This window comes from Paenibacillus vini (assembly GCF_018403325.1).
Taxonomy (GTDB): domain Bacteria; phylum Bacillota; class Bacilli; order Paenibacillales; family Paenibacillaceae; genus Fontibacillus; species Fontibacillus vini.
On the sequence record NZ_BOSL01000004.1, the window covers coordinates 219,851 to 246,245 of the forward strand.

Sequence of the window (26,395 nt, forward strand, 5' to 3'; positions counted from 1 at the left end):
CCTTCTTTCCGCGTCTGATGATTGAAAGCAAAATGGATTATCGCCACCGATAACCCATTTTGCCTGAAGATTAATAACCGAGTTCTTTTTTAGCTTTGGCCCACGCCTTGTTCCACTTGTCGAGAACCGCTTGAGGGTCCTTTGCAAGTACGAATTCCTGTGCGATTGCAGGCAAATCGATTTGGGCTTTGTTCGAGATTTCGATGACCTTCGGATCATCAGCTACGCCTTCTTGCATCTCCACGCCGGTTGCCTGGAATTCAGCCAATTGCGAAAGCTTGGATTCCCGGCCTTTCAGCGGAGAAATAAAGCCTGCGAAATCTTCATAGCCGGATTCTTCAATCATCCAAGTCAGGAAAGCTTTGGTTGCTTCCAGGTTCTTGCTGTCTTTGTTTACCGCGTAGAAAAAGTCAGGGTTAAACGGAGCTCTGTTCGAGCCGGAGTTGTCAAACGGAAGCGGGAAGAAACCGATGTTGTCGGATTCGGCACCTACGCCGATAACTTGGTTGATAACCCAGTTGCCAAGGAAGTACATAGCCATTTTGCCGTTAGCGATATCTTTTTTGGATTGTTCCCAGTTGGTGGAGTTGATGTCTTTTTCCAGATAACCTTTGTCGTTCAGCGTTTTTAACAGCATCATAGCTTTGCCGTAGCCGTTATCCATGGAGAACGGAGCTTCCATATTGATTCTTTCGTTAGGGAAATCCTTGTTGTTCTCGATGATGCGCGGCATATCGTATACCCAGCTTCCGAGCGGCCATTTATCCTTAAAGTTGGAAGAGAGCGGGATGACGCCGTTTTGTTTGAGCTTCTCGCAAGCGGCAAGGAAATCGTCCCAGGTTTTCGGGACTTCCGTAATTCCGGCATCGGCGAACGCCTTTTTGTTATACACGATCCCGGAAGTCGAGTTACCGGTAGTGATTCCGTAAAGCTTGCCGTCATACGATTTAAAGTCTTTGAAGGTCAGCTCGCTGCTGAACTGCAAGTCATCGAGCGAAGCGAAATATTTGGGAAGATCGGAATTCGGAATGTCCGGAATGAACATCAGGTCCGGCAACTCTCCGCTGGCCATTCGTACTTTGATTTGCTGATTGTAATCGGTTTGGCTTGCTTCGAATTCGATTTTGATATCGGGATATTTCTCGTTAAAACGTTTGACGTATTCGTCGTACTCCTTGCCGATCATATCCGTGCGGTTCGTCAGGAAAGTGACCTTGCCGCTAAGCTTTTCCGCCGTTCCTTCGCCGCTGTTAGCTCCGGAGTTTTCCCCTGCGGATTGGTTCGTGTTCGATTTGCCGGTATTTCCGCTGTTTCCGGACTTGCTGTTTCCGTTATTGCCGCCGCAGCCGGCCAGGATGGCGGATAATGAGAAAACCATCAGAAATGTAAGTAGAATGCCTTTCTTCATGCTTCGATCGCCCCTCTTTTATGGTATTTGTTAGCGCTTACAGTTAAATTGTATACTACTTGTTAGGGGACTTTAAATGTGCTGAGTTATTTTTTATTGTCCTGGATTATGCTGTTTTGTCTGCGTGTTTTCATATTATATTACAGAAAGAAATCAGGGAATGGGTCATTTGTTCTAGTGCTGATCTAACAAATAGCTAACAAAAATATTGATATTTACAGATAATCAGGGATAATGAGAGATAAGACATCGTTTTCATGGAGGGCTTATGAGGAATCAACAACAAGAGCTGAAAAACTGGAGCTTTAAAGCTTGTGACGAGACGGAGTGGAATGCGGCGCAGGTACCGGGGACGGTGCACAGCGACTTGCTGCGGCAAGGTAAAATTCCGGATCCTTTTTATGGAACGAACGAGCATGATTTGCAATGGATCGATAAGAAAGACTGGGAATACCAAACAACGTTCACGCTCACGGAGGAATGGAAGGACTTCTCCCGCGTTGAGCTTCTATTTGAAGGATTGGACACTTATGCGGATGTGTTTGTAAACGGGCGGCAGGTTCTGTCCGCGGATAATATGTTTAAAGCCTGGAGTGCGGAAGTTAAAGAATTGCTGGAGCCTGGCGATAATGTCGTGAACGTCCGGTTGCGCTCGCCGATCAAGGAGGACTTACCGAAGCTCGAGAAGCTCGGCTACAACCTTCCGGCGTCAAACGACCAGTCGGAGCTAGGGGGACTGGGGGATCGCCGGGTCAGCGTATTCGCCCGTAAGGCGCCGTACCATTATGGATGGGATTGGGGTCCGCGCTTGGTGACGAGCGGAATCTGGCGGCCGGTGCATTTGATCGGCTGGTCCGGACCACGTCTGACCGACCTGTTCATCCGGCAGGACGAGGTAAGCGGACAAATTGCGAAGCTTACGGCTGTGGTAGAAATTGAAGCTGACGCCGACTGGCAAGGCAATCTCGTGCTTGCCGCCGACGGGCTGACTTGGGAAAAGGAAGTTTCCTTGAAGAAGGGCCATCAGACGGTAGAACTGGGACTTGAAATTGAGAATCCCCGCCTGTGGTGGTGCCGGGGGCTTGGTGAGCCGGCCATGTATGAGTTCAATGCTAGCTTGCGGAGCAGTGGTGCGGAAGGAGTGGTTGCAGAGCGCTCGGTTAAGACAGGATTGCGGCAAATCCGGTTGATCCGGGAGAAAGATGCCGCAGGAACCACCTTCCGTTTTGAATTGAACGGGGTTGCCGTGTTTGCCAAAGGAGCCAACCATATTCCGAACGACAGCTTCATTCCCGAAGTAACTGTGGAACGTTATCGGCATGAGATTGCCTCCGCCGCGGAATCCAATATGAATATGCTTCGTATTTGGGGCGGCGGGTTTTATGAGGAGAACGTATTTTACGAGCTTTGCGACGAGTACGGTCTTCTGGTGTGGCAGGACTTCATGTTCGCCTGCAGCATGTATCCCGGAGACGAAGCGTTCTTGCAAAGCGTCCGCGAAGAAGCCGAATATAACGTGAAGCGTCTGCGGAATCATCCGAGCATCGCTTTGTGGTGCGGCAACAATGAAATCGATTCGGCATGGGCGCACTTTGAAGAAGATGGCGGCTGGGGATGGAAGAAGGACTATACTCATGAACAACGTGAGAAAATCTGGGCCGATTACGAAGCGATCTTTCATCATCTTCTGCCTGAGGTCGTGGAGCGCTTGGGCGGCGGGATAGCCTACTGGCCATCCTCGCCAATGCGGGAGATCACGAATGATAATCGTCAGCACTCGCTTAAGGTTACGGGCGAGGGAGATGTGCACTATTGGGGCGTATGGCACGCGGTCGAACCGTTCTCCAATTACAATGAACGTGTTGGGCGTTTCATGAGTGAATACGGGTTCCAATCGTTCCCCGAGCTGTCTTCGGTACTTAAGTATGCTACAGAAGAGCAGCTTGAGCTGGAATCGGAGGTTATGCTTGCGCATCAGAAGAACGGCAGGGGTAACCAGCTCATTAAGGAATATATGGAGCAGTATTTGCCGGAGCCGCGGGATTTCAAAGCGTTCCTGTATATGAGCCAGGTGCTTCAGGCGGAAGCTATTAAAACCGCGATCGAGGCGCACCGCAGAAACAAGCCGTTCTGCATGGGGACCCTATACTGGCAGATGAACGATTGCTGGCCGGTCGCTTCCTGGGCCAGCATGGACTATTATGGCCGCTGGAGGGCTTTGCAATATGTGGTTCGGCGCAGCTTCCGTGAGGTCATGCTGTCGGTAGACGGATCGGATAAGGAAACAGTAGCTTTCCATGTCGTATCCGACCGGCGGGAGGAGCTTCAGGCTGAGCTTCGCCTGTCCCTGTATGACTTTAGCGGGGCTCTGCTGTCCGAACAGTCCCGGGCTGTCAGCATCGAAGCTGACTCGGCGGCGATCGTGTACAGCGCTTCGGCAGCAGAGCTGCTGAATGGACATGACGGCAAGTCCGTTGTATTGCATGTCGATCTGGAGAGTGGCGGCCAGGTACTGGACAGCCAGCACTTCTATTTTGAATCGCATCGGGAACTGACTCTCCCTGAGGCCAAGATCACGGTAGAAGAAATCCCTGGCAGCCAGGGTGGAGCCTTTACGCTGAGTACGGATGTCTTGGCGAGACAGGTATGGCTGCATGCCGAGGCAGAGGGGATTTTCTCGGACAACTTCTTCGATCTGATCCCTGGGCAGCCGGTCACCGTGGAATTCCGCCGCCGCAGCGGCGATAACGCAAGCGACGCCTTTGTTTCGGGTACGCCGGGCGCATTGTCGGTGACTTCGATGCGGGATTACGTCATTTAAATATGTAAGGAAGCACAGCAGCAGTTCGCCATTGGCGGGCTGCTGTTTTTTTACATTTCTCCAGCGGGATTCAATGACTTAATAACTGCAAAACCTGCAGCTAATTTCCTGAAGTTCACGCTTTTACATACATTAACTGGAAAAATTGCATCTAATTTGGCCTCGTTCAACGAAAGAGGCGGGAAAAGTGGAATTTACCTGTAGGAAATACAGCTAATTTCTCAAAATGCCCGGTTTCGTGCAAATTACCTGTAGGAAATACAGCTATATAAGATGAACAACCCCAAAATGCCCATTTTCGGGTAGGTTAGCTGGAGAAAATCTAGTAACCTGTCTGGCCTGAAGGAACGGGAGGGCAGTGCAGTCCTTAGATCCGCTTCATTGCATCCCTGGGGGAAACAGAGTATCCTTGTATTGATTTGAAAATAAGTTCAGGAAGAGCAAGGTGGGACATGGTTCGGACTATTCGCGACATCGCTAAATCTGCAGGGGTATCCGTTTCGACGGTCTCCAAAGTGATTAATAATTATCCAAATGTGAGCGACAAAACGAAAGAGCGCGTACTTCGGGTTGTCAGGGAAGAACAATTTGTACCCAACTCAACCGCGCGGGGGCTCGTCAAGGGGAGTACTCAAACTTTAGGGCTTTTTTTGACGACGGGTTTAACACATCCTTATTTTGTTCAACTGCTTGCCGGTTTGGAAGAATCTTTGAAAGAGTCGGGTTATGACCTCATCTACCTGGCCCAGATCGACTGGAATCCGGAATATAGTCTGGTGCGCCATTGTCGTAGCCGGAATGTGGACGGAGTGCTGATCTTTGGTTTTCAACGGAACGACCTCAATTTTGATGAGATGCTGCAGTCTGAAATCCCGACGATGTTTATTGATTTGGATTTGATCGGAAGCAGGGCGGGCTTCATTACTTCGGATAATGTGGATAGTATGCGGCAGGCTGTCAGCTATTTAACAGGACTGGGGCACCGGAAAATTGCTTTTGTGGCCGGCTACCAGGATTCCTACGTGGGCAAGCTGCGTTTTGAGGGTTACCGCCAGGGGATTCAGGAATCGGATTTGCCTTATAGCTCGGAATATACTTTCTTCGGCGACTTTACGAGAGACAGCGGGTACGCCGCGATGAAGCAGTTCTTGGAGTGTTCTGCACCTCCGACAGCCGTAATTTGCTGTTCGGATATGAGCGCGCTGGGGGTCATCGAAGCGGCGGCGGAGGCGGGCTTAACCGTGCCGCAGGACTTGTCGGTCATCGGATTCGATGATATTGAAATCTCCCGATATACGAATCCGCCGCTAACAACAATACGTCAAGACTTTCAAACTATCGGCAGGCAGGCCGTCCTGCAGCTTGATCAATTGATCCGTACTCCGCATATTGCCCCGCCGACACTTATTATCCCGACAGAGCTAATTATCCGCGGATCATGCGGAATATGCCGGGATAGCGAATAGTAAAGGCGATTATTCATGCTGCTTCATTGAGCACTGAATTATTATTTTGTAATAGAGAAGAGTTGAATATAGCAATGAGTAGTTATCTATCTTCGAATCGGAGCAAGTTTGTTCTAACATTCGTTTTGTTACTGTTAAAAATCGGGCTGATGCGCTCTTTCTTCTACGAGGGGATCCAGTGGAAGGGGCTTCCGGCGGAGGCTTTATCGGTGCTGGCCATTTTATGTCTGGTCGATCTGATCTTCCCTTTAAAGCGAAAAGGACCCGTCTTTTGGAGTTTTAATTTTATTTATTCATTTATGCTGTTTGCTGCGACTTTGTATCACGCACATTTTGGGACGGTGCCCACTTATGCGGTATTAAGCGAATTGAATCAGGTGCCGCAAATTCGGGCCAGCGTCAATGCACTGATTCGGCCGGAGCAGTTTCTATTCTTTGCCGATTTTGTAGTGCTGGCTATTATTGCCGTAGCGGGGCGCATTCGGGAGCATCGCCGAAACCGCACGCTCAGCTTTCGGAGCAGTAGTTGGGGACAGGGCAGCCGCCGCACCGGCTGGGGCTGGAGAATCGGAGTTGCCTGTGTTCTAATCGTCAGTGTGGTGATATCCGGGCGGTTTATCTCTTCCGGCAAAAAGATTGACAACGAGCTGGTTCGCGCAGAAAGCATCGGTTTTTTGAATTATCAGGTGGATGCCGCGCTGCGTAATCGTGAAGAGGAAGAGATGATTGCGAAAGGCAATATTCAGGAGACAATCTCAAACATCCAGAGCTTGCAGTACGGATATCCTTATCGGGAGGGGGCCGCAGGAGCGATTCCACAACATTTCGGAGCCGCTCAAGGCATGAATTTGATCGTCATTCAAATGGAATCCTTCCAGAACTTCCCCATCCATCTAAAGGTGGGGGACCAGGAAGTAACTCCGGTGCTGAATCAACTGGCTAAGGATGGGGCTTATTTCCTGCATACGTTCCAGCAGATCGGACCGGGAAATACCTCGGATGCGGAATTCATGTCCAATACGTCGATCTATCCGACGGCGGCGGTGGCTATGTCCAAAGGGTATGGAAGCCGGGAGCTTCCTAGTTTGCCGCGTTTACTGCAACAGCATGGTTATGTAGCGAACACGTTTCATATTAACAAGGTGACATTTTGGGACCGCAACAAACTGTACCCTGCGTTGAACTTTGATAAATATTATGACAAGCCGTACTTTGAAAACGACCATTTTAATGATTTTGGAGCCTCGGACGAGGAAATGTACCGTGTAGGGGTAGAAAAATTAACGGAGCTGCAAACCCAGGGCAAACCTTTCTATGCCCAGTTTGTAACGACATCGAGCCATTCTCCGTTCGTGGTACCGAAAGATAAGGTGAAAATCCAATTGCCCGACAACCTGAAAGGGACGAATCTCGGCAATTACATTACCGCCGTCAATTACACGGATTACGCGATCGGGAAGTTGATCGAGCAGTTGAAGGAAGCCGGCATGTGGGATAACACGATGCTGGCGATTTACGGCGATCATTTCGGCATTCAGCCGAGCGAGACCGGAGCCTCCGAAATTACGGAGAAGCTCGGAATCCCTTATGACGACCGGATCAGCCGGTTCAATATTCCGTTCATCGTGCATGTACCCGGACAGCAAATGGGTATTGTCTCCAACGTAACCGGTGGACAGGTCGATATGCTGCCGACGATGGCTAACCTGCTCGGCGTTTCCCTGAAGGATGACAAGTTTACCGCACTCGGCCAGGATTTGCTGAACATCGACCGCAACGTAATCGGCATGCGCTACTATTTGCCGACGGGCTCGTTTTTCAACAACGAAGTCATGTTCGTGCCTGGCCAGGGATTCGATGACGGTACGGCCGTATCGCTGGACACGCTGGAACCGGTGTCGGATATTTCCGCTTACCGCAGCGACTACGATTACATTACTCAATTGATGAAACTGTCCGATGAGTACGTAAAGCTTATTCCGAAACGGCATTAAAATATTCACGCATAACAAAAGGGCTGCTCCCTTCATCCACGGATGAATTGGGAACAGCCCTTTTTTATGAACGAATGATTCTACCCTAAGATGCGATAAGATTGGTAAACGCTCTCTTTTATAATCTCAGGCGTCTCCTCCATTTGCAGCCTATAGGCTGTTTCGCTCAACTGGCCGGATGCAAAACGTTGCGTCAATTGCTGTTGGAGTTGCTCCGTCTGTAGTTGGATGACCGTGTCGATTTCTTTCTCATTGGATTCCGCGATGTCCGCCAGCGACTGACCTTCCAGTAATGAGTCATACAATACACGCTCGTTGGTTAAGCCGAGGGATTCGATGAACCGGTCCTTTCCGGTTTCCCTCGATTTGTCCAGATGAGACAGCATCGCCGGAAAAGCGGCGGCATAGGCTTTGCTTGAAGTGTGTCCCGAAATGCCGGGAATGACGGTAATTACGCAAGCCATGGTGCCTACAATGACGATTCTTTTTATATTCATATAGGAGAAACCTCTTTCATTGTCTGAGTGATGTAACCAGCCTTCTACAGGTATTACGGCTGGGCAAGCTAGTTAGTTTCAGTTTTTGGGGTTCTAAATTTTCGCCTATGGGTAATTTTTGTTAGGATGCTAAATTGCAGAAACTTTTATCTGTCTCGATGCGTCATATAGTCATGGAGAAGCACATGCTTTGTTTAAATTGAGGGAGGATGAAACTGTGAGGAAAATATGGACTACGCTTTTAGCGGCGATTCTGGTCGTTCCGATGCTGCTGCAAAATACAGCACAAGCCGCTACGCCTATCAGCGTGTATATTAACGGCAGCAAGCTGGCGACGGATCAGGCGCCGGTGGCCGTTCAAGGACGCGTGCTTTTACCGCTCCGCGCGATTTTTGAAGCGCTGGACGCTACGGTGGATTGGAATCAGTGGACACAAACCGTTACAGCAACCAAGAACAATACAACGGTTGTTTTAAAGCTTAAATCAAAAACGGCGACAATCAATAACGAGACGGTTTCACTCGATGTTCCGGCCCAGGCGATCAAGGGCAGAACGATGGTACCGGTACGCTTCGTGAGCGAGGCGCTCGGCGAGGCCGTGAACTGGAACTCCAGCGCGAAGACGGTAACGATCGTTTCCAGCGGTTCTTCGGAACAGCCGGGGACTCTGTATCCGGTATCCTATGTTACCCTGCGTGATGTAGGCAATACAGGAGACGGACGCGATCTGGAGGTTAGCTTCTCCCGTTCTTCCAGCGAATCGTTGGTGGACCATTACCGGGTTATGATCGTGAAAGCGGCGAATGCTTCAAACTTTAATCTGGCTTCCGCTTTGAAGGTATCGTCCGCGAATTATACGACGGTACGGCCAAACGGCTCCGATCCGGCGATCACGATGTCCTCGGGTTCGAAGGATGTTGACGGAGCGCTTATTCAGTCCAATCAATCCTATGTGGGCTATGTTTTGGCCATCGGAAAGAACAATGCGGGCAACGTATTGTCCAATGCTTCTTCTAGAATTACTCTGGATACGGGTGTTTCCGTAGCTGCCGCTACGAATGTTAGAGCCAATGATATCAGCGACTACACGGACGGCCGCGACTTGTCGGTAAGCTTCACCCGTGCGTCGTCGGAAAGCAATATTTCGAGCTATCGCATATTTGTCGTAAAGACCAAAGATGCTGGAAGCTTTAACCTGGCTGCAGCCAATGCAAACCAGTATTACACTACCGTGAACAAACCGACAGGAAGCAATACAACTTTGACGGGAACGTTTAGCTCGTCTTCGCGGGATACTTCCGGCGATTTGATCAAGAACGGCGTTTCCTACACGACGTTCGTACTCTCCATGAGCAATACGAGCGCGTCCAACAAACTGTCTTCAGCTTCTTCGGCCATTACGCTAGGCGTGGGAACCGTTACAGCACCGATTATTACTCTGGTTGAGGACCGCGGCGATAGCGGGGACGGCCGCGATTTACGGGTCAGCTTCACTAAAATCTCCGATGAGTCCAAAATTTCGGGATATCGAATTTTTGTAGTGAAAGCAAGCGATTATTCGAACTTTACACTGGCCAAGGCGAATGCCGTTTCCAGTTCGAACTACACCGAGTTCAGCAAGACGGGATACAACCAAAATCCTAACTTGAACTCTTCGTCCAGAGACGTTGACGGTGCTCTGATCCGCAACGGAGTCAGCTACCGCGTCTTCGTTATGGCGATCGGCAGCGGCAGCAATGCTGGAAATAACGCGTTGTCCTCTGCATCGAATGCCATTACCCTGCTGAACAATTACAGTGTGGGGTCTGTATCGAACTTGTATGTTAGCGACGTGAACGATTATAACGATGGCCGTGACCTGTTGGTCTCCTTTAACCGGGCGTCCGATGAGTCGAATATTAGCTCTTACCGCATTTTGGTGGTGAAGGCTTCTAAATCCGACAGCTTCACGCTGGCCAAAGCAAATGCAGTTGACAGCAGATACTACACTCAGGCGAATACGGGAAGCAACTTCAGCAAAGTCCTGTCCAGCAGTGCGCGAGACGTTGACGGGGATTTGATCCGCAACGGAATCAGTTACCGCGTGTTCGTTCTGTCGATTGGCAGAGGCAGTTATACGGGAGAAAATACATTATCCCCGGCATCATCCCAGATTACGTTAGGCAACAACTACGGCGTAGGAGCCGCTTCGACTCCTGTATTGGAAGATATCAGCGATTACGGCGATGGTCGTGACCTTCAAGTTAAGTTTAACCGGGCTTCGGACGAAACCAATATCAACCATTATCGGATTATCGTTGCCAAGGCAACAACTACGCTTGATTTGGCCAAGGCAAATGCGAGTCAATATTTTACTCCGGTCTATAAGGCCGGAAGCACGCTGACCCAGACTTTAGGCTCAAACGCCCAAGACTATGACGGTCATCCGATTCGGAATGGGGTTAAGTACCGGGTTTACGTTCTCTCGGTAGCTAATAGCAATTATGGCGGAAATAATGCTCTGTCCTCCGCAGCGGAATTTACGCTGTCGGATAATTCAAAGGTACAGCCGGTTACCGGAGTGAGCGTATGGTCCGAGACCACAGCCAGCACGGGTACCGCAGGCGACATCAAGGTGAGCTTCAACAAGCCGGCAAATGAAAGCAACATTGCGGAATATCGCATTCTGGTAGTGCCCGCAGGGCAAGCAGGCTCCTTCTCGCTCCGGGATGCTAACAACGTAACCTTGTCTCAAAATTATACCTCCGTTATTCCGAGAGGAAGCAATATTACGAATTATCCGGTACAAAGCCAGAATACTGCCTTTGGTGATCGGATTCAGCCCGGCACAACCTATCAGGTATTTGTTTTGTCGGTAGCCAAGTCCGGAAGCGGTGCGGTAAATGCTCTGTCCGATGCTTCAGGTCAGGTGATAGTAAATCAAGCTGCCGCAGTTAAAGCGGAGCCGGCAGTAATTACAGCGGCCACGGTCGTAGACGGTGGGGTTCAGGTTACTTTCTCCGAACCTCAAAATACATCGAATATTGCATCTTATGCAATTGTAGCTGTTCCAACTAATACTTCGTTGGATGTGAATACCGCTATTGAAAATTATTCGGTTCAGGCAGCCAAGGGGAGTCCAAGCGGGCTAATTACCAAGGATGTATGGGGAAATAACCTTACTACAACGGATGCGGTCTATGACATCTATATCCTGTCGATTCCTACGGATACCAGTAACCGCGCTCTGTTCGCTTTGTCTGGAAAGTTTACAACGGAAAAGTATGTACCGTTAAATCCGCAAGCGGGTGATCCGGCCGCACCATCGGAAACACCAGAATCTTAATAAAACCAAAACTGCCGATCCCTCACCGGATCGGCAGTTTTTTAATGGAAAAACCGCGGAACTTATTTTCCGCGGCCACATGGTTTACACTTTTATATCCAATTTGTTGCCCAGGTTGGGGTTCACGTTGCTCTGTTCCAGCATTTGGACCAGATTTTGCCCCTGTATCTCCGCCTGACCTTTGGCCATGCTTAACACCCGGATCCCCACGGCCTGGGAAAGAGCGGTACGGCTCATAACCGTAGCTGCTGCAGCAATATCCATAATCACACCTCCCCTTATTATTATCGGCAGAACCCGCTGTTTTCTTTTCCCGATTTGACAATGGTTTGAAACCTTTTGTACGCTAAACTTAAATAAAATTTAGAAGATTTCGTGCGTGTATAATAAAATTGCGTGTTCAAAAAGTAAGGTTTGTAGGACCAAGAAGGTTGGATGAAACTAGGGACTGAGTAGCGGAGCGTACGCTTTAGTACGTGAGCAACGGAAGGCCCGGTTGAATTCAAGATTCGACGTCGAATCCGCTTCAACCCCTGCATCGTTCTGGAAAGATTGCTTTTTGAACTACCTCTAAAAAAGCCGTAGGGAGGGCTTGTTGTGGACAACTTAAGCAGTTATGTTCTGCCTGACGGCTCATTAAACGGAGGCAAGCTCTGGAGAAGAGAGCCGCTGTATCAAGGCATGAACGGTAAAGTCGTAGAGCGGTTCTATCCCTCGCCGGAACGGAGTTATATTTTCAAGCCGCTAACGAACGCGGAGAGCATGGACCGGGAAGCTTGGATATACCGGCATGTGCTGAATTTGTTCCCGCCGGTATATCCCCGGCTGTTGGCCTCCTCGGAGAAGGGAGCAGGGGAGGCGGGCTGGTCGGTTTTCGAGGATCTCGGTCCGCTGCGTCATGAGTACAGCGTGGAGCTGGCCATAGAGGTCGTGAAGCAGATGGCCTGGTGGCACGCCTTCCCGGAATCGCATTGGAAAGATCTGAACGGACAAGGAAACAAGCCGCCGATCGAGCAAATATCGATGTCCTTGAAGACACGGCGGGATGAAGTGGATGCGCTATTGGAGGAGGCCGGGTCAACGATGCGCTTGGACGGGCTTCTTCGAGGCTTAGCGGAAGGAGAGGCTTTCCTCGGAATCAGGGTTTTAAGTCATGGCGACCTGCATCTTGGCAATTACGCCAAGGGAGAGGACGGGAAATTGTACATTATCGATTGGGAACATGTGCATATGAACTCTCCTTTCTGGGATTTATACCATCTCATTGATATGTCGCATCCGTTGTTCCCGAAAACCTTGCCCCTGTCGGAGCGGGAAAGGCTGCTCGGCTACTACTTGAAGCAGTCAGCCTTTCATGGTCTTAATTGGGACCGGAATGACTTCATCATCGCCTATTGTTATTTTGCCGCTTTGTTCTCTTTATGGATGCTGCTGCTCATTTCGGGCGATTTAAAACGAGGGGACAGTGTCTGGCCGGAAGCCCGGCTGCGGGCCCAAAGAAGCGAGACGATGGATTCTCTAATCGGTTGTTTAGTTAGACTTTCGCTGGTGAATGATGACAGAGATAGCTCCTCTCAACAGCCCCGGGCTGCAGGCGGAGAATTATAAGAGAAAGTTAAAAAGTCATCTTTTGAACGAACATGAACTTAAAAAAGAAGGGGTGATCGGAACTTGAAGAAAGTCGGCTTAGTGATGCGAAAAATACAGTTTGCCGAATCCCAGGGGCCCCGCGTTTTTGCCGAAAGACTGCGGAATATCGCCAGGGAGCTTGGCGTCGAGATCGTGTTTATTTCTCCGGAGCGCCATGTAAGCGGACATGACTGGATTCCGGGATACGAGCACGAAAAAGGAGACCTCGTCAACTACGACGTCGTGCTTGACCAAATTTATGGCGAAGGAATTGAGCATGTCATCTATACGGTATCCGGGTTTACCTTTCTCAAGATGTTTCTTCCCAAGAGCGTGCTGTTCCCGCACAGCTTTCCCGATCCGGCTCTAACCGGATATGAAATGATGAAACCATTCTACAGTATTGTAGACAAGGCGATTGTACAGACAGAATTTTTAAAAAGACAGCTGGATACCGTATTTGGCGTACAGGAGGTCGACGTCATCCCGATCGGTTTCAGCGAGGAGCTGGCGAACCGGCACTTTGATCCTGATTCCGTGGTGGATAACCGGATTTTGTGGATCGGCCGGGACGAGGAGAATCGTCGTCCGGATCTGGTGCTGGAATATGCCCGCCGGAACCCGGACAAGGAAGTGTTCATGGTCTTCGGAGGCTTGCGCTACAAAGAAAGTATGAAAAAATATGATATTCCGTCCAATATCCAGTTACGGTTTGCGTTGTCGCAAGATGAAATCTTCGCGTTAATGAATTCTTCGAAGGTGTATTGGAGCTGTTCCAAGTTCGATACATTTGCGATGCCGCTGACCGAAGCGCTTGCCATGGGGAAAATCGTGGTCAAGCCGGAACATCCTTGCTACGACCATATCAGCTCTCGCCATGCATTTGCGGGCAATGAGAGGAATTGGTTTGAGCTGGTCAATATGGCGGCGGCTTCTCCGCTGCGGGTCTCGATGGATAACCGGGATTATGCTTTCTCCAAGTTCTCCAGTTCTGTAATGAAGCAGGGGTATCAGGACTTTTTTGACCGCTGGCTGCGATGAGTTGGATGGATTAACCTTTATTTGGAACTATACTGCAGGGTTCAGGCAAAAGAGGGAAGCATCTCACATATGATACAATAAAGCGCTATCTTGGCGAACGGAGGAATTGCGATGACACTGGGACAACGATTGGGCTACGAAGCCGATGCCAAGCTGTTGATTGTCAATGCCGATGATTTCGGGATGTGCCATGCCGAAAACCTGGCGATCCAGCAGCTGTTTCAAGAAGGGGTAATTTCCTCGACGACGCTCATGACGCCCTGCGGCTGGGCAAGGGAAGCTGCGCTTTGGAGCGCGGCTCACCCGGAGTATCATGTAGGTGTACATCTGACCTTTACCAGCGAATGGAGCGGTTATAAATGGGGGCCAGTGACCCGGAGCGGAGACGTAAGCAGCCTGGTTACGAAGGAAGGTTATTTTCCGGCCGACTGTGCGACCTTTGAATCGCAGGCCGATCGGGAGCAAGTCCGCCTTGAAATGATCCGACAGATTGAAATGGCCCGATCGATGGGGGTTGATCCGACTCACCTGGATAATCATATGGGCAGCTTGTACGGACTTGTAACCGGCAATCACTTCCTGGATGTCGTATTTGAGGTTTGCTTGCAGTACGGGCTGCCGTTTCGGCTGCCGCGTTCGCTGCCTGAAATGGACAAAATCCCGTCGGAAGCCGCAGAAATTGCAAAGCGTGTCGGCGAGCTGGCTGACAGTATGGGAGTCGTCATCCTGGATTATTTGATCGGCCTCCCCTTTGGCAAACAGCCCGGGGAAACGTATGAATCTTACAAAGGTGATATGATAAACGTCTTAAAAAGCCTGAAGCCGGGGGTATCTGAAATCATCATACACCCGGCCTTTGCGGACGATGAACTGCGTTCCATTCATCATGAATGGGAGAAGCGGCAATGGGACTTCGAGCTGTTCCGCGACTCCGAAGTAAGAGAGGTTATACAGCAAGAGGGAATCAGGCTGATCCGCTGGAAGGAACTGCGTGAAGTGCAGCGGCAGGCACAGTAACCGGGAATCTGAGGGGCTGCAGTCACTCAACTACATGATGGAAGTCGATAGTAAGGAATACTTAAGGACGGAATGAACCCGAGTTTTTTCGCCAGTAGATAAGAAGCCTCATTTTCTCTCCGGCATGACCAGACCGGCTCCAGTCCGTTCTTTAGGCAGTATGAGATCAGGGCCCGGCTGACTTGAAAGGCGTATCCTTTACCGCGGGCATCTTCGGCGGTTTCAATACCGATTTCCAATTGGTTGCCGATGAAGTAGGCGGAAAAAGCGGTAGATACCGCCGCGCCGTTCTCAATAAGGCTGTACCCTGCACCGGCAGCAAGAAATTGCTCCGCGTCCTTCCAGTAATCCTTCGGAATCACCCGCCCGTCCAGCCCAAGGAATATTTCCTTGGTCGTAGGAATGATGATCGCAGTCTGGTCCGAATAAGAGCGGGAGTGAGATGTTGCGGCTTCAAACTTTTGACGGCTAAAGGTAAAATTGACCCTGGAATCCTCTAGGATCAGATCCGAAGCGGTCCATTGCCGGATATAATCATTCCAGATGTCCGGGTACACCTGAAGCCATTCCTGCTTAGTTCTGCTTTGGGAGCCCAATAAATAATCGCGTAATTTTTGATGGAAAAGCAAGTCCCCCGTCTGCCCGAACAACAGTGACATGCCTTGGGGATGTACGACATAAAAGGCGGAAGGCTCTAAAATGTCATCAACGAATACACTCCCGTGCACTTGCCCGTTAATAACCGCCTGTGCAAATAGCGTATTAATCGGTAGCTGATGGAGCGGTTCACTGACTTTGAAATAATCCTCCACATTTAAACGGATCATAACGGTATCTCCTTTTTTCATGGACTCTCTTAGTAAAAATCATCATAGAAGTAAATCGATGACAAATCACTAAGATTTGTCACAATGAAGGACATTGAAATCATATAGAAATAAAAAAAGGCGGTGCTAAGGAGACGATCCTTTCACTGCCTTTTTGTGTTCTCGTTCTCATGCTAAGCTTTGGATTCGGATTCCGGTTAGCTCAAACTGATTCTGAGCATTTCCTCCATAGTGTCGCTGTCAACCGGACGGCTATAGTAGAAGCCTTGAATTTGATCGCAATCATGCTGGCGCAGGAAATCAAATTGCTCTTTGGTTTCCACGCCTTCAGCCAACACGGTCAGACCAAGCGATTTCCCGAGTTGAATAATCGATTGGAGCAGCGAATTGTCTCTTGGAGAGGACGGCGTATTCTGGACAAAGGTCCGGTCGATTTTGAGTACCTGAAGCGGAAGCTCTTTCAAATAATAGATGGAAGAGTATCCGGTACCGAAATCGTCAATCGACAATGAAATTCCTCTTTGCTTCAGGGAATCCAGCCGGTCCTTGATCAGCACGGGATCATTCAGCAGCGATTCGGTAACCTCTAGCTCCAAATATTTAGGTTCGAGGCCGGTTTGCTCCAGCACCGTTTCCACCGTCCGGACGAACTGCGGATGTCGGAACTGGACAGCGGATACGTTTACGGAAATCGGCAGTTTGGGATACCCGGCATCTTGCCATTTCTTATTGGTACGGCAAGCTTCCCACAACACCCATTCCCCAAGCTCGACAATAAATCCGCTGTCCTCGGCAATCGGGATGAAGGAGGCGGGAGAGATCCGTCCATGCTCAGGGTCATTCCACCGGATCAGCGCCTCCAGTCCGGTAAGGGCTTGAGTGGTAAGGTCGATCTTCGGCTGATAGAACAGCTCGAATTCGTTATCCGTGAGCGCCCGGGGTAGTTTTTTCTCGATTTGGACGCGCTCCAGGAGCTTGTCCACTAAATAATAGTCGAAGTAATGCGGATCGCTTAACGATTCGCTTTTGGCTTCCTTCATGGCTAACTCCGCGTGTTTCAACAGCTGGGGCACGTCATGTCCGTCATCCGGATAGATGCTGATCCCCATCCCGAAGCCGATGCTGATCTCTTCGCCGTGTACCATGTACGGTTTCTTCAATAGCGCGCTTAAGTCGACGGCCATCCTATGAATTTGCAGCGGATCGGAGAGACGGGATAACAAAATAATAAATTCATCGGCGAAGCTGCGGCAGATGGCAGGACCTTCGCCGAAGCAGCTGCGGATCCGATTCGCCACGCCCACGAGAAGCTCATTTCCCGCAGCTTCCCCGTAACTTTCATTAATATATCTGAACCGATTCAGGTTTACACGCAAAATGGCAGCCGTTTTCTGCTCGCTGCCGGTCAAGACCAATTCGGATTTAACAACTTCTTTAAAGCGGTTCATGTTCAACAGTTCCGTAATCGGGTCGAAGTAAGAGAGTTGGCGAATCTTCTGGTTGGAAGCGTCCCGCTCCTCCATTTCTTTGGTGACATCGAATTGGAGTCCGATGAAGTATAAAAGCTTGCCGTCATGATCGAGAATGGGGCTTATAATAAATTGGTTCCAGAACGTGCTTCCGTCTTTTTTATAGTTTTTGATCGTGACTGTATCCGACCGACCTTCTTTGATCGCCCGGCGAATGACGCCCAGATGTTCTTTATCCGTCTCTTCGCCTTGAAGAAACCGGCTATTTCGCATCAAGACCTCATCCCGGGAATATCCGGTAATCTGCTCGAAGCCCTGGTTGACGTAAACGAGCGGATTGTCCTTCAAATTGGGATCGGTAATCGCCAAACCTACGTTCATCAAATCGATGGAACTCAGCAAGGCTGAAGCATTGATGATAGACTCGATTCTGTCCACTGTAAGACCCCCTAAAAATGAACCGTAAACGGGTAGGTGTTCAACTGATGATGTCCGGTATACGGGAGTACATCTTAGTTCCATCATACATGCGCCCCGTTCAGGAAATCAATGGATACTTTTTTGGCATCCGAAAAATAGTACCCCCAAAACGAAATCTGGAGCATTACCTCTTTTAGCGAAACTCCTTACAATAGGACTATAGATTTTGAAAGTGCTTACACACTAAGCCACGAAACAGCTTGGAGGTCAGAGGGAATGGACATGCAACAGACTACGCAACCGGCAGCCATGACACAAAAAGAGACGCCGCCATCCGAAAGGCGCAAATGGCTGAAAAAACTGTACACGCAAAGACATATCCAAATCATGGCGCTACTCGGCATCGCCTGGATGATTATTTTCAACTATGTTCCTATGTATGGTATTATCATTGCATTTAAGGATTACGACATCATCCGAACTATTTCCGAAGCACCTTGGGCGGGACTGACGCATTTCAAAGAATTTTTGTCGGATGAAAATTTTGGCTATGTTATGAAGAACACGCTTGGCATCAGCTTGATCAAGTTGTTGTTGTTCCCACTGCCGATTATATTCGCTATTTTCTTGAATGAGGTCCGCTCACTTCGCTTCAAAAAAGCGATTCAGACGATCTCTTACTTGCCTCACTTCTTATCTTGGGTAGTTCTCGGGGGGATCCTGGCTACATGGTTGGCGGATGTAGGTATCATCAACCATATCTTGATGGCCTTGCATGTGATTGACCAGCCGATTTCATACCTGGCTGAACCGAAGTATTTCTGGACGATTGTCATCACATCGGATCTTTGGAAGGAGCTGGGCTGGTCCGCGATTATTTATTTGGCGGCAATCACCAGCATTTCGCCTGAGATGTACGAAGCGGCTACGATTGATGGAGCCGGGCGTTTCCAACAGATGTGGTACGTGACGCTTCCTGCAATTAAAGGCACGATCAGCATCTTGTTCATCCTGGCTGTCAGCGGTGTGCTGAACTCCAACTTTGACCAGATCTTGGTATTGCGCAACTCATTGAACGACAGCGCAAGTAACGTTATCGATTACTACGTCTACTATACAGGTATTTCTCAAGGCCGTTTCTCGTACTCAGCGGCTGTCGGATTGTTCAAATCCGTAATTGCGCTCGTATTGCTGTTGATTGCGAACCAAGTATCCAAAAAACTCAACGACACCTCGTTGTTTTAGGCCAAGGAGGACCTGCACATGTTTATAACAAGCCGTAGAACAAAAGGCGAAGTCGTCTTCGATCTTTTAAATAATTTAGGAATGTTATTGATTTGCTTCGTCACCCTGTATCCAATCTGGTACGTGCTGATCAATTCCTTTAATGATGGCAAGGATGCGATGCTGGGAGGTATCTATTGGTTCCCGCGGGTGTTCAGTCTCGAAAACTATAAGGCCGTGTTCAACAATGTCGGCATTATGACCGCAATGTGGCTCACCGTTGCCAAGACCGTCGTTGGGGTAGTCGCTCACGTATTTTTCACAGCTATGGTAGCTTACGCATTCTCCCGCAGAGAATTGATCTTCGGTAAGACCTACATCCTGTTGGGGACCATCACCATGATCTTCCCCGGCGGTTTAATTCCTACTTACTTGCTGATACGTAATTTGCACTTGCTCGATAACTTCTTAGTTTATATTATTCCGGTCTTATTCAGCTTTTTTGATCTTATTATCTTCATGACCTTCTTCCGGGAAATTCCCGACGGGCTGGAAGAGGCGGCCCGGATTGACGGAGCAAATGATTGGACAATCTTTCTCAAGGTGGTTCTTCCGGTCTCCTTGCCTGTTCTCGCTACAATCGCCCTGTTTCATGGGGTATACCAATGGAATGACTACTTTGCCGGGATCATTTACGTCAATAAGGAGTCGCTCCAGCCGATTCAGACCTTCCTTTACCGGGTCGTCGCTCAATCCAGTTCCAATATTATGACTACGGCTTTACAGGGAAGCGCGGTCACCAAGACGGTAACCTCGCAATCCGTGAAGCTGGCAACGATGGTCGTAACCACACTTCCGATCGTGTTCGCCTATCCGTTCCTGCAGCGCTTTTTCGTTAAGGGAATGATGATCGGCTCGATCAAGGGCTAAACGGGAAATCCGTGCCCGAATCGCTTTCGGTAACTCCTCCGGGCCGCCTCGCGGCGGCTTTGGAGTTGCACTTATAGCACTTCAACATATTTAGAAAAGGGGTAAAAAAGCATGGGCATGAACAGTAAGTCCAAAAAAATGATGATGCTTCTGATGGCAGCCATCATGGTTTTCTCTCTGGCAGCTTGTTCGGGCGGTAAAAACAACGCTAGTAAAGAAAGCGCTAACAACAAGCCGGCAAATTCTGCTGAAACGTCCGAACCGGCAACTCCTCCATCGGCCGACGAACCGGGATGGAAATCCGACACGTCTCCGATTACGTTTGACTGGTATTTGAACTTTGCCTGGTTCCCGAATAAATGGGGCGTTGATCCGACTTCCCAATATGTAACAAAAAAGACGGGCGTTGATATTAACTTCATCGTTCCGGCCGGTAACGAAAACGAGAAGCTGAACACGCTGATCGCTTCCGGCAAACTGCCAGACTTCATTACGCTTGGCTGGTATGAAGACGGCGTGAAGAAAATGATCGAGGGTGGCCTCGTTGAGCCGCTGAACAAATTGGCTGAAGAGTATGACCCGTACTTCTTTAAAGTATCCGACCCCGACAAGCTGGGCTGGTATACCCAAGAGGACGGCAATGTTTACGGCTATCCGAACTCCTCTTCATCTCCAAAAGACTATGAAAAATATGGCGATACTTATGTATCCAACCAAACTTTCGTAGTTCGCAAGGATATCTATGAAGCGATCGGCAGCCCGGATATGCGCACACCGGAAGGCTTCCTTAATGCATTGAAGGCAGCCAAGGAGAAGTTCCCGGAAATCGACGGCCAACCGATCATTCCGCTCGGCTTGCATGAATTTATTCAAACGGGCAATGATTCCCTGGAAGGTTACCTTCAGAACTTCCTGGCCATCCCAAGAGAAAAAGACGGCAAACTGTATAACCGTGAAACCGATCCGGAATACGTTCGCTGGTTGAAAACTTTGCGTCAAGCAAACCAAGACGGGTTGCTGGCTAAGGATATCTTTATCGACAAACGCCCTCAAATGGAAGAAAAGATTGCACAAGGACGTTACTTTGCGATGCTGTACCAACGTACCGACTTTGCAGCTCAATTGGGTACCTTGTTCCAACAAGATCCTAACAAGATCTATATCGCAGTTGACGGACCTGCCAACACCAATCTGGATGCACCGCAACTGAACGGTCCTTCGATTTCCGGATGGACAGTAACTTTGATCTCCAAGGATGTGAAGGACAAAGCTCGTGCAATCAAGTTCCTGAGCTACCTGATGAGTGAAGAAGGTCAAAAGGATCTTTACCTTGGCGAAAAAGGCGTCAGCTATGATACAATCGATGGCAAAGACCAATTCAAGCCTGAAGCATTTGAGCTGATGAATAAAGACCGTGCAGCATTTGACAAGGAATACGGTTCTTCCTTCACCTTCTGGATGATGCAAAATACGAACATTACGGAACAGTGGGCACCAAAATCGGTTGAACCTTACAAGCAATTGGAAGACTGGACTCGCGGGAAAACGAAGAGTGTATCCGAATTCGACTTGCTTGATCCGTTAGCCAACTCCGAGGAAGGCATAATTCTTAGCAAAATCAAGGAACTGCGCAGTAAGACGCTTCCTAAGCTGTTAATGGCTTCCTCCGAAACCGATTTCGATAAAATCTGGGGGGAATATATCAAGAAGCAAGAAGACCTCGGCCTTGCCAAGGTGCAAGCCTTCCAGCAAACGAAATATGAAGAGAATAAGAAGAAGCTTGGCATGTAATAAAAGATTTGCCCAAAACGCCCGCATACCGCGGGCTTTTGGGTGTTTTTATAAAGGAGCCATTTACTTATGAAGAAGGGTAAGCGCTGGGCGTCGATATGGGACTCCTTCATGTATTGGTTTGGGCGCCGCTCGTTGCAGAGCCGCCTGATTGCCGCTTATATTTTTATTATTTTGGGACCTTGCGTGCTAGTGTCCTTCTATTCATATGAATTGATTAATAACATGTATGTACGCGATGCGAGGGATAAGAACCAATCCCTGCTCGATATGGAGGACCTGCATATCCATACGCAGATCGAATCCATGGAACGGGCCATGCAGGTCGCATATGAAGATCAGGATGCAAGAGATTATATCGCTAATACCAGCGAGCCTGATACCGAGGATTTGGTGGATTTCAGCAACTTCAGTTTCAAGAATCTGACACGCATTCAATACTACAACCCTAATGTAGAGCATCTTCGCATGTTCTCCAGCAACAATATTATTGAAATTTGGCCGATGTTCCTGCGGGAAAACCGAGTGGCAGACGAAGTATGGTACCAGAGAGCACTTCAGATGAAAGGAACATATTCTTGGTCCTTCCATTATAATGACCCGGATATCCTTGAACGCTATAAGGGACAGTCACCGGCATTAACGCCAAAGGTGTCTCTTTTACGCGAGATGAGTATTCCAAAGACTCGTCATGTAGGCATGGTTCAGGTAGATATGCTGCTTGAGAAATTCAGCCCCAGAACTTACTCTGTCATTAAGGATAGCCAATCGCAAATGGTAATTGTCGATAGCGAAGCCCAGATCTTTACCCGGAGCGAAAATTCCTTCTTGGCTACAAATTCGGAAATGAAGTCGGTGATTCATGAGCGGCTCCAGCGTTACAGGACAACCGGAGAATGGGACATCAATTACACGGAAAACGGAAAATCATTTCTTCTGCTGCACAAGCCGATCGAGCGGATCAACGCGGACCTGCTCAATATCGTCTCCATGGACAGCGTACTGGAGGAAATATCACATACACGCAATATACTCATCGGTGCCAATATCGGCTTTATTACGCTGGTAACGGCTATCGCTTACGTGATGAACGCCTTTATTCTAAAAAGCCTTCGCTTGCTGACCGAAGAAATGAAGAAGGTACGGCGGGGAGAAACCTACAGCGGAATCACTATCCGCGGAGGCGGCGAGGTCGGGGAACTGGCCCATCATTTCTCGAAGCTGATGAACACCATTAATACACTGGTAGCGCAGGCTGTATATAAGCAGGCGCTGACTAAAGAGGCGGAACTGCGCACGCTACACAACCAAATTGACGCCCATTTCCTCTACAATACGTTAGAAAATATTAAAATGCTGGCCGAGATCGAGAATCAACGGGCTATCTCCGATGCGCTGACTTCTCTCGGCGGTATGATGAGATACAACTTCAAATGGTCCGGGGAGTATGTGAAGCTACACGATGAAATCCGGCATATTGAGAACTATATCGAGGTTATGAATATCCGATTTGATGAGCCTATTCAGCTCCGGCTTGAGATTCCTCAGGATTTCATGGAATTGGAGGTGCTCAAGATGTCGCTGCAGCCGATTGTCGAAAATGCGGTTAAGCATGGTTGGACGGGTGAAGAGTCAGGGACACGCGAAATCTCCATTCAGGTTGACGAATGGGAGCATAATTTGATTAGGATGGTCTTGACCGATAATGGGGCAGGGATCGAAGAGGACGTTCTAAGAGAATTGAATCAGGAATTGGAGTCGGTCGGTCTGACCGACAAAGTTCCTGGAGGTTTCGGAGCAAAACCAAGCACATATGGCATTGGCCTTCGCAACGTACAAGAGCGAATCCGAATCTTTTACGGGAAAGAGTATGGTTTAAAAGTATTCAGCGAGCAGGGTCGGTTCACCCGGGTGATGATGGTGCTGCCGAAGGTGCTCTTAACAGGGAGGGTAGGCACGGATGACAAAACTGATGATCGTCGATGACGAGAAGAATATCCGATTCGGTCTAAAGACCATGATCGAGCGCGAATTTCCAGGGGAATTTGAATTGATTACGGCAAGTCAAGGCGCGGAGGCGCTTGAATTATACCGGGCCGAAGGTGCCGAGATTATGATTACGGACATTCGGATGCCTGTTATGGACGGAATCGCCCTGATCGAGCAGCTTTCGGCAGAGCCGTTGCCGGGCGCTCAGACGGTACGGCCATTGGTCATTATATTAAGCGGTTTTGAAGATTTTGAATATGCCAAGGCAGCAATCCGTTATCAGGCTGTTGATTATTTGCTGAAGCCCATCCGCCGGGACGAATTGTTCGGAGCGCTGCGGAAATGCCAGGATAACCTGGCCAAAAGCTCGCAGATGGCGGAACAATTAGCGGTCACGGAGAATTACAGACAGCAGATCCAAGCAGGAAAACTGATGGATCTGATGCTATTGAAGGATTTTACCGAAGAGGATGTAAGAAAATTAAGCGCTGAAATAGATGTTGAGCGGTATAATTCTCCGTTTTCAGTTGCTCTGCTGACCTATAAGTATGAGAACGGCAGCAGGATGAAGAAGGATGAGTTGAAGTCGCTTGCCGAGCATATGTTTAAAACTGTCGACGGTCAGTTGAAGGCCTCGTTGCTGGATCATGAGGGAAGAGTCATTCTGATAGGCGGGCCTCAGCGTAAATTTGCGGAGTTGTCCATTTTGGCGGATGAAAAAGAGCTCGACGGCTTATTGATCGGGGTGAGCGAGGAAGGAAGCCGATTGCAGGATCTCGCCAAGTGTTACAGACAGGCTGCGGAGTCCCTGAGCTACACGTTCATTTATCCGAAAACGCATTTGATCTGGTTCAAGGAACTGCCTGCAGAACGTCCCCGCCATGTGGTTCCGAAGGAAGATATCCGCAAACTGGGCAATATTCTCGGAACCAATCAAGAGAAGGAAATCGGGCAACTGCTGCAAGATATATTTAAGATTGAGCATTTGGCGGGGATGGATGTCGATTATCTGAATGCCGTGAGCAAACAGATCAATGAACAGGTCCTTGATGAGGTATTCCGGATGTATGGAGAAGCATCTGTTGAGGTGATCAAGCTCTACCGTAAGGTAGGGGATCTGTCTAACTTCCGTCATTTCCATGATTATTTCCGTTCACTGGAACAACTGATGTTCAGCCTGAACGAATACATTAAAGAGATTCGCTCGGCCCACACCGAGCACGGGGATATGAAGGATGCAGTACACTATATCGAGACAAACTATCACCGCCCTCTGAACATGGCGATCGTGAGCAATTATGTATCCTTGAATTATTCTTATTTCAGCGAGGCATTTAAGGCATATACCGGGGAGAGTTTCGTAACTTATCTAAAGAAGGTAAGGATCCGCAAAGCGAAGGAATTAATCGGAACAGGTTCGCTGAAGCTGTCGGAAATCAGTGCGGCGGTCGGCTTTGAGAATACCCGGCATTTCTCCAGGGTATTTAAGGAGCTTGAAGGCATATCTCCCTTTGAATATCGCGGCAAGCTATTTGTCGGGAGTGAACGTTTCAACGACCGGGAACTGCCGGAAGAAGAATAGATCATTATTTGATGTATGATAAAAGGCGGTTCCCTGGCACCTCCGGTGAGCAGGGGCCGCCTTTTCGTATTTAAGGCAGCTTCTTTTCGGCTTTCAGAATCGACGCTGCAATTTTTTCCTCCAAGTTGAATATGCTTTGCTTGTTTTTCTGGACTTGGGCAGAGAGCGTGAGCAACCGGGCAAGGGTATCGGAGCTGCGGTCTGCGTCCCCTTTTTTGACCGCGGCTTTAAAATTGCTCCACTCCGTAGAAATCAGCTTGTTGGAGGATGATATTGCGCTTTTTTCTGACTTGATTTTGGTTTTGTGCGGGTCGACTTCATCCAGGATCTTGCGGATCTCCTCCGATTTCCGGGTCTTCTCCTTTTTGGCTGCCTGCAGTGCCGATTCCTTGTTGCGAATGTCCTGCCTTGCCAGGGTGCTGGCGACTTTTAGTCCGTCGGCTTGTGTCTTGAGCAAGGAGTACAACGCTTTGTCCTTTAGCTTCTTAGCGGCCGTGGCCTGTTTGCTTACCGAAGAATAAGAGTCGAAGAGGGGCTGGTACTTGGTCTTTGCCGTCTTCACCTGCTCGTCCAGCTTTGTGATGACGCTCTTGTCGATCTCCTTCAGCTTCTTGCGGGCAGCCGTTAGCCTGGCCTCATTGTCGTAACGCAGTGTGGAGGTTTTAGAGTCCAAAGCAGCCAAATCCTTTTGAAGCTTGGAAAAGTCGGCGTACTGCTTGAGAAGCCTGGTCCCCTTCGTACCTCCAGCCTGGTCGGCCGCTTTGTTGACTTGGGCGTTCAGTGAATCGGTAAATTCAATGGCCGCTGCCATAGCGGGCCGTCCTCCCCAAGCTGTTCCCATCAGGAGAATGAGGATGAGTGCATACGCAGGAAGTCGGGTGCAGATTTTCATGAATAACACCTCTCTTATCATTTGTTTCCGGCGCAAGGAAGCAAGCCGGCGCGAGATACCGGAGAACGACAAA

Annotated in this window: 18 protein-coding genes; 12 read left to right on the plus strand and 6 right to left on the minus strand. The window is 49.1% G+C overall.

Annotated features, from left to right (window positions below):
* Positions 1-70: 70 nt before the first annotated feature.
* Positions 71-1,408, minus strand: coding sequence for an ABC transporter substrate-binding protein (locus KJS57_RS08565; protein WP_211022344.1), 1,338 nt, complete (start codon positions 1,406-1,408; stop codon positions 71-73).
* Between the two features lie 268 nt (positions 1,409-1,676).
* On the opposite strand from KJS57_RS08565, the gene KJS57_RS08570 reads away from it, so the two are divergent.
* The 3 genes from KJS57_RS08570 (at position 1,677) to KJS57_RS08580 (ending at position 7,689) form a co-directional block, all read left to right on the plus strand.
* Entirely contained in the window at positions 1,677-4,229 is a 2,553-nt protein-coding gene (locus KJS57_RS08570) for a beta-mannosidase (RefSeq protein ID WP_213654429.1), read from the plus strand.
* 452 nt (positions 4,230-4,681) lie between these two features.
* Entirely contained in the window at positions 4,682-5,695 is a 1,014-nt protein-coding gene (locus KJS57_RS08575; RefSeq protein WP_211022342.1) for a LacI family DNA-binding transcriptional regulator, read from the plus strand.
* A gap of 74 nt (positions 5,696-5,769) precedes the next feature.
* Positions 5,770-7,689 (plus strand): LTA synthase family protein, encoded by a 1,920-nt coding sequence (locus KJS57_RS08580; protein ID WP_213654430.1) that lies wholly within the window; start codon positions 5,770-5,772, stop codon positions 7,687-7,689.
* A gap of 80 nt (positions 7,690-7,769) precedes the next feature.
* Here the strand turns inward: KJS57_RS08580 and KJS57_RS08585 are convergent, their stop codons facing one another.
* Entirely contained in the window at positions 7,770-8,186 is a 417-nt protein-coding gene (locus KJS57_RS08585) for a hypothetical protein (RefSeq protein ID WP_211022340.1), read from the minus strand.
* 217 nt (positions 8,187-8,403) lie between these two features.
* Between KJS57_RS08585 and KJS57_RS08590 the strand changes: the two genes are divergently transcribed.
* On the plus strand, positions 8,404-11,511 hold the full coding sequence (locus tag KJS57_RS08590) for a copper amine oxidase N-terminal domain-containing protein (protein ID WP_213654431.1): 3,108 nt from the start codon (positions 8,404-8,406) through the stop codon (positions 11,509-11,511).
* An 84-nt stretch (positions 11,512-11,595) separates the two neighbouring features.
* Here the strand turns inward: KJS57_RS08590 and KJS57_RS08595 are convergent, their stop codons facing one another.
* On the minus strand, positions 11,596-11,775 hold the full coding sequence (locus KJS57_RS08595) for a YjfB family protein (protein WP_213654432.1): 180 nt from the start codon (positions 11,773-11,775) through the stop codon (positions 11,596-11,598).
* 333 nt (positions 11,776-12,108) lie between these two features.
* Between KJS57_RS08595 and KJS57_RS08600 the strand changes: the two genes are divergently transcribed.
* The 3 genes from KJS57_RS08600 to KJS57_RS08610 all read left to right on the plus strand — a co-directional run bounded on the left by KJS57_RS08600 (position 12,109) and on the right by KJS57_RS08610 (position 15,198).
* Positions 12,109-13,119 carry a phosphotransferase gene (locus KJS57_RS08600; RefSeq protein WP_213654433.1) on the plus strand — a complete coding sequence of 337 codons (1,011 nt, stop codon included), beginning with the start codon at positions 12,109-12,111 and terminating at the stop codon, positions 13,117-13,119.
* A gap of 63 nt (positions 13,120-13,182) precedes the next feature.
* A complete protein-coding gene (locus KJS57_RS08605) occupies positions 13,183-14,181 on the plus strand; it encodes a glycosyltransferase (protein ID WP_213654434.1) in 999 nt (332 codons plus the stop codon).
* Between the two features lie 111 nt (positions 14,182-14,292).
* A complete protein-coding gene (locus KJS57_RS08610) occupies positions 14,293-15,198 on the plus strand; it encodes a polysaccharide deacetylase family protein (protein WP_213654435.1) in 906 nt (301 codons plus the stop codon).
* 26 nt (positions 15,199-15,224) lie between these two features.
* Here the strand turns inward: KJS57_RS08610 and KJS57_RS08615 are convergent, their stop codons facing one another.
* Positions 15,225-16,025: a GNAT family N-acetyltransferase gene (locus KJS57_RS08615; protein WP_213654436.1), complete on the minus strand. Its 801-nt coding sequence runs from the start codon at positions 16,023-16,025 to the stop codon at positions 15,225-15,227.
* Between the two features lie 197 nt (positions 16,026-16,222).
* A complete protein-coding gene (locus KJS57_RS08620) occupies positions 16,223-17,932 on the minus strand; it encodes a putative bifunctional diguanylate cyclase/phosphodiesterase (protein WP_244861455.1) in 1,710 nt (569 codons plus the stop codon).
* Between the two features lie 258 nt (positions 17,933-18,190).
* Here KJS57_RS08620 and KJS57_RS08625 point away from each other — a divergent pair, with 258 nt between their 5' ends.
* From KJS57_RS08625 to KJS57_RS08645, 5 genes are all read left to right on the plus strand, one after another.
* The gene (locus KJS57_RS08625; RefSeq protein WP_211022334.1) at positions 18,191-19,159 is read left to right on the plus strand and encodes an ABC transporter permease; all 969 of its coding nucleotides are present in this window, start codon (positions 18,191-18,193) and stop codon (positions 19,157-19,159) included.
* 18 nt (positions 19,160-19,177) lie between these two features.
* Positions 19,178-20,068, plus strand: a complete 891-nt coding sequence (locus KJS57_RS08630; protein WP_213654437.1) for a carbohydrate ABC transporter permease — start codon at positions 19,178-19,180, stop codon at positions 20,066-20,068.
* 111 nt (positions 20,069-20,179) lie between these two features.
* A complete protein-coding gene (locus KJS57_RS08635) occupies positions 20,180-21,859 on the plus strand; it encodes an extracellular solute-binding protein (RefSeq protein WP_213654438.1) in 1,680 nt (559 codons plus the stop codon).
* Positions 21,860-21,928: 69 nt separating this feature from the next.
* A complete protein-coding gene (locus KJS57_RS08640; RefSeq protein ID WP_213654439.1) occupies positions 21,929-23,845 on the plus strand; it encodes a cache domain-containing sensor histidine kinase in 1,917 nt (638 codons plus the stop codon).
* Complete coding sequence (locus tag KJS57_RS08645) at positions 23,820-25,430, plus strand: response regulator (protein ID WP_213654440.1); 1,611 nt, start codon at positions 23,820-23,822, stop codon at positions 25,428-25,430. Before KJS57_RS08640 ends, KJS57_RS08645 begins: the two co-directional genes overlap by 26 nt.
* A 70-nt stretch (positions 25,431-25,500) precedes the next feature.
* On the opposite strand, the gene KJS57_RS08650 is transcribed toward KJS57_RS08645, so the two are convergent.
* Positions 25,501-26,241 carry a hypothetical protein gene (locus KJS57_RS08650; RefSeq protein WP_213654441.1) on the minus strand — a complete coding sequence of 247 codons (741 nt, stop codon included), beginning with the start codon at positions 26,239-26,241 and terminating at the stop codon, positions 25,501-25,503.
* Positions 26,242-26,395: the final 154 nt, after the last annotated feature.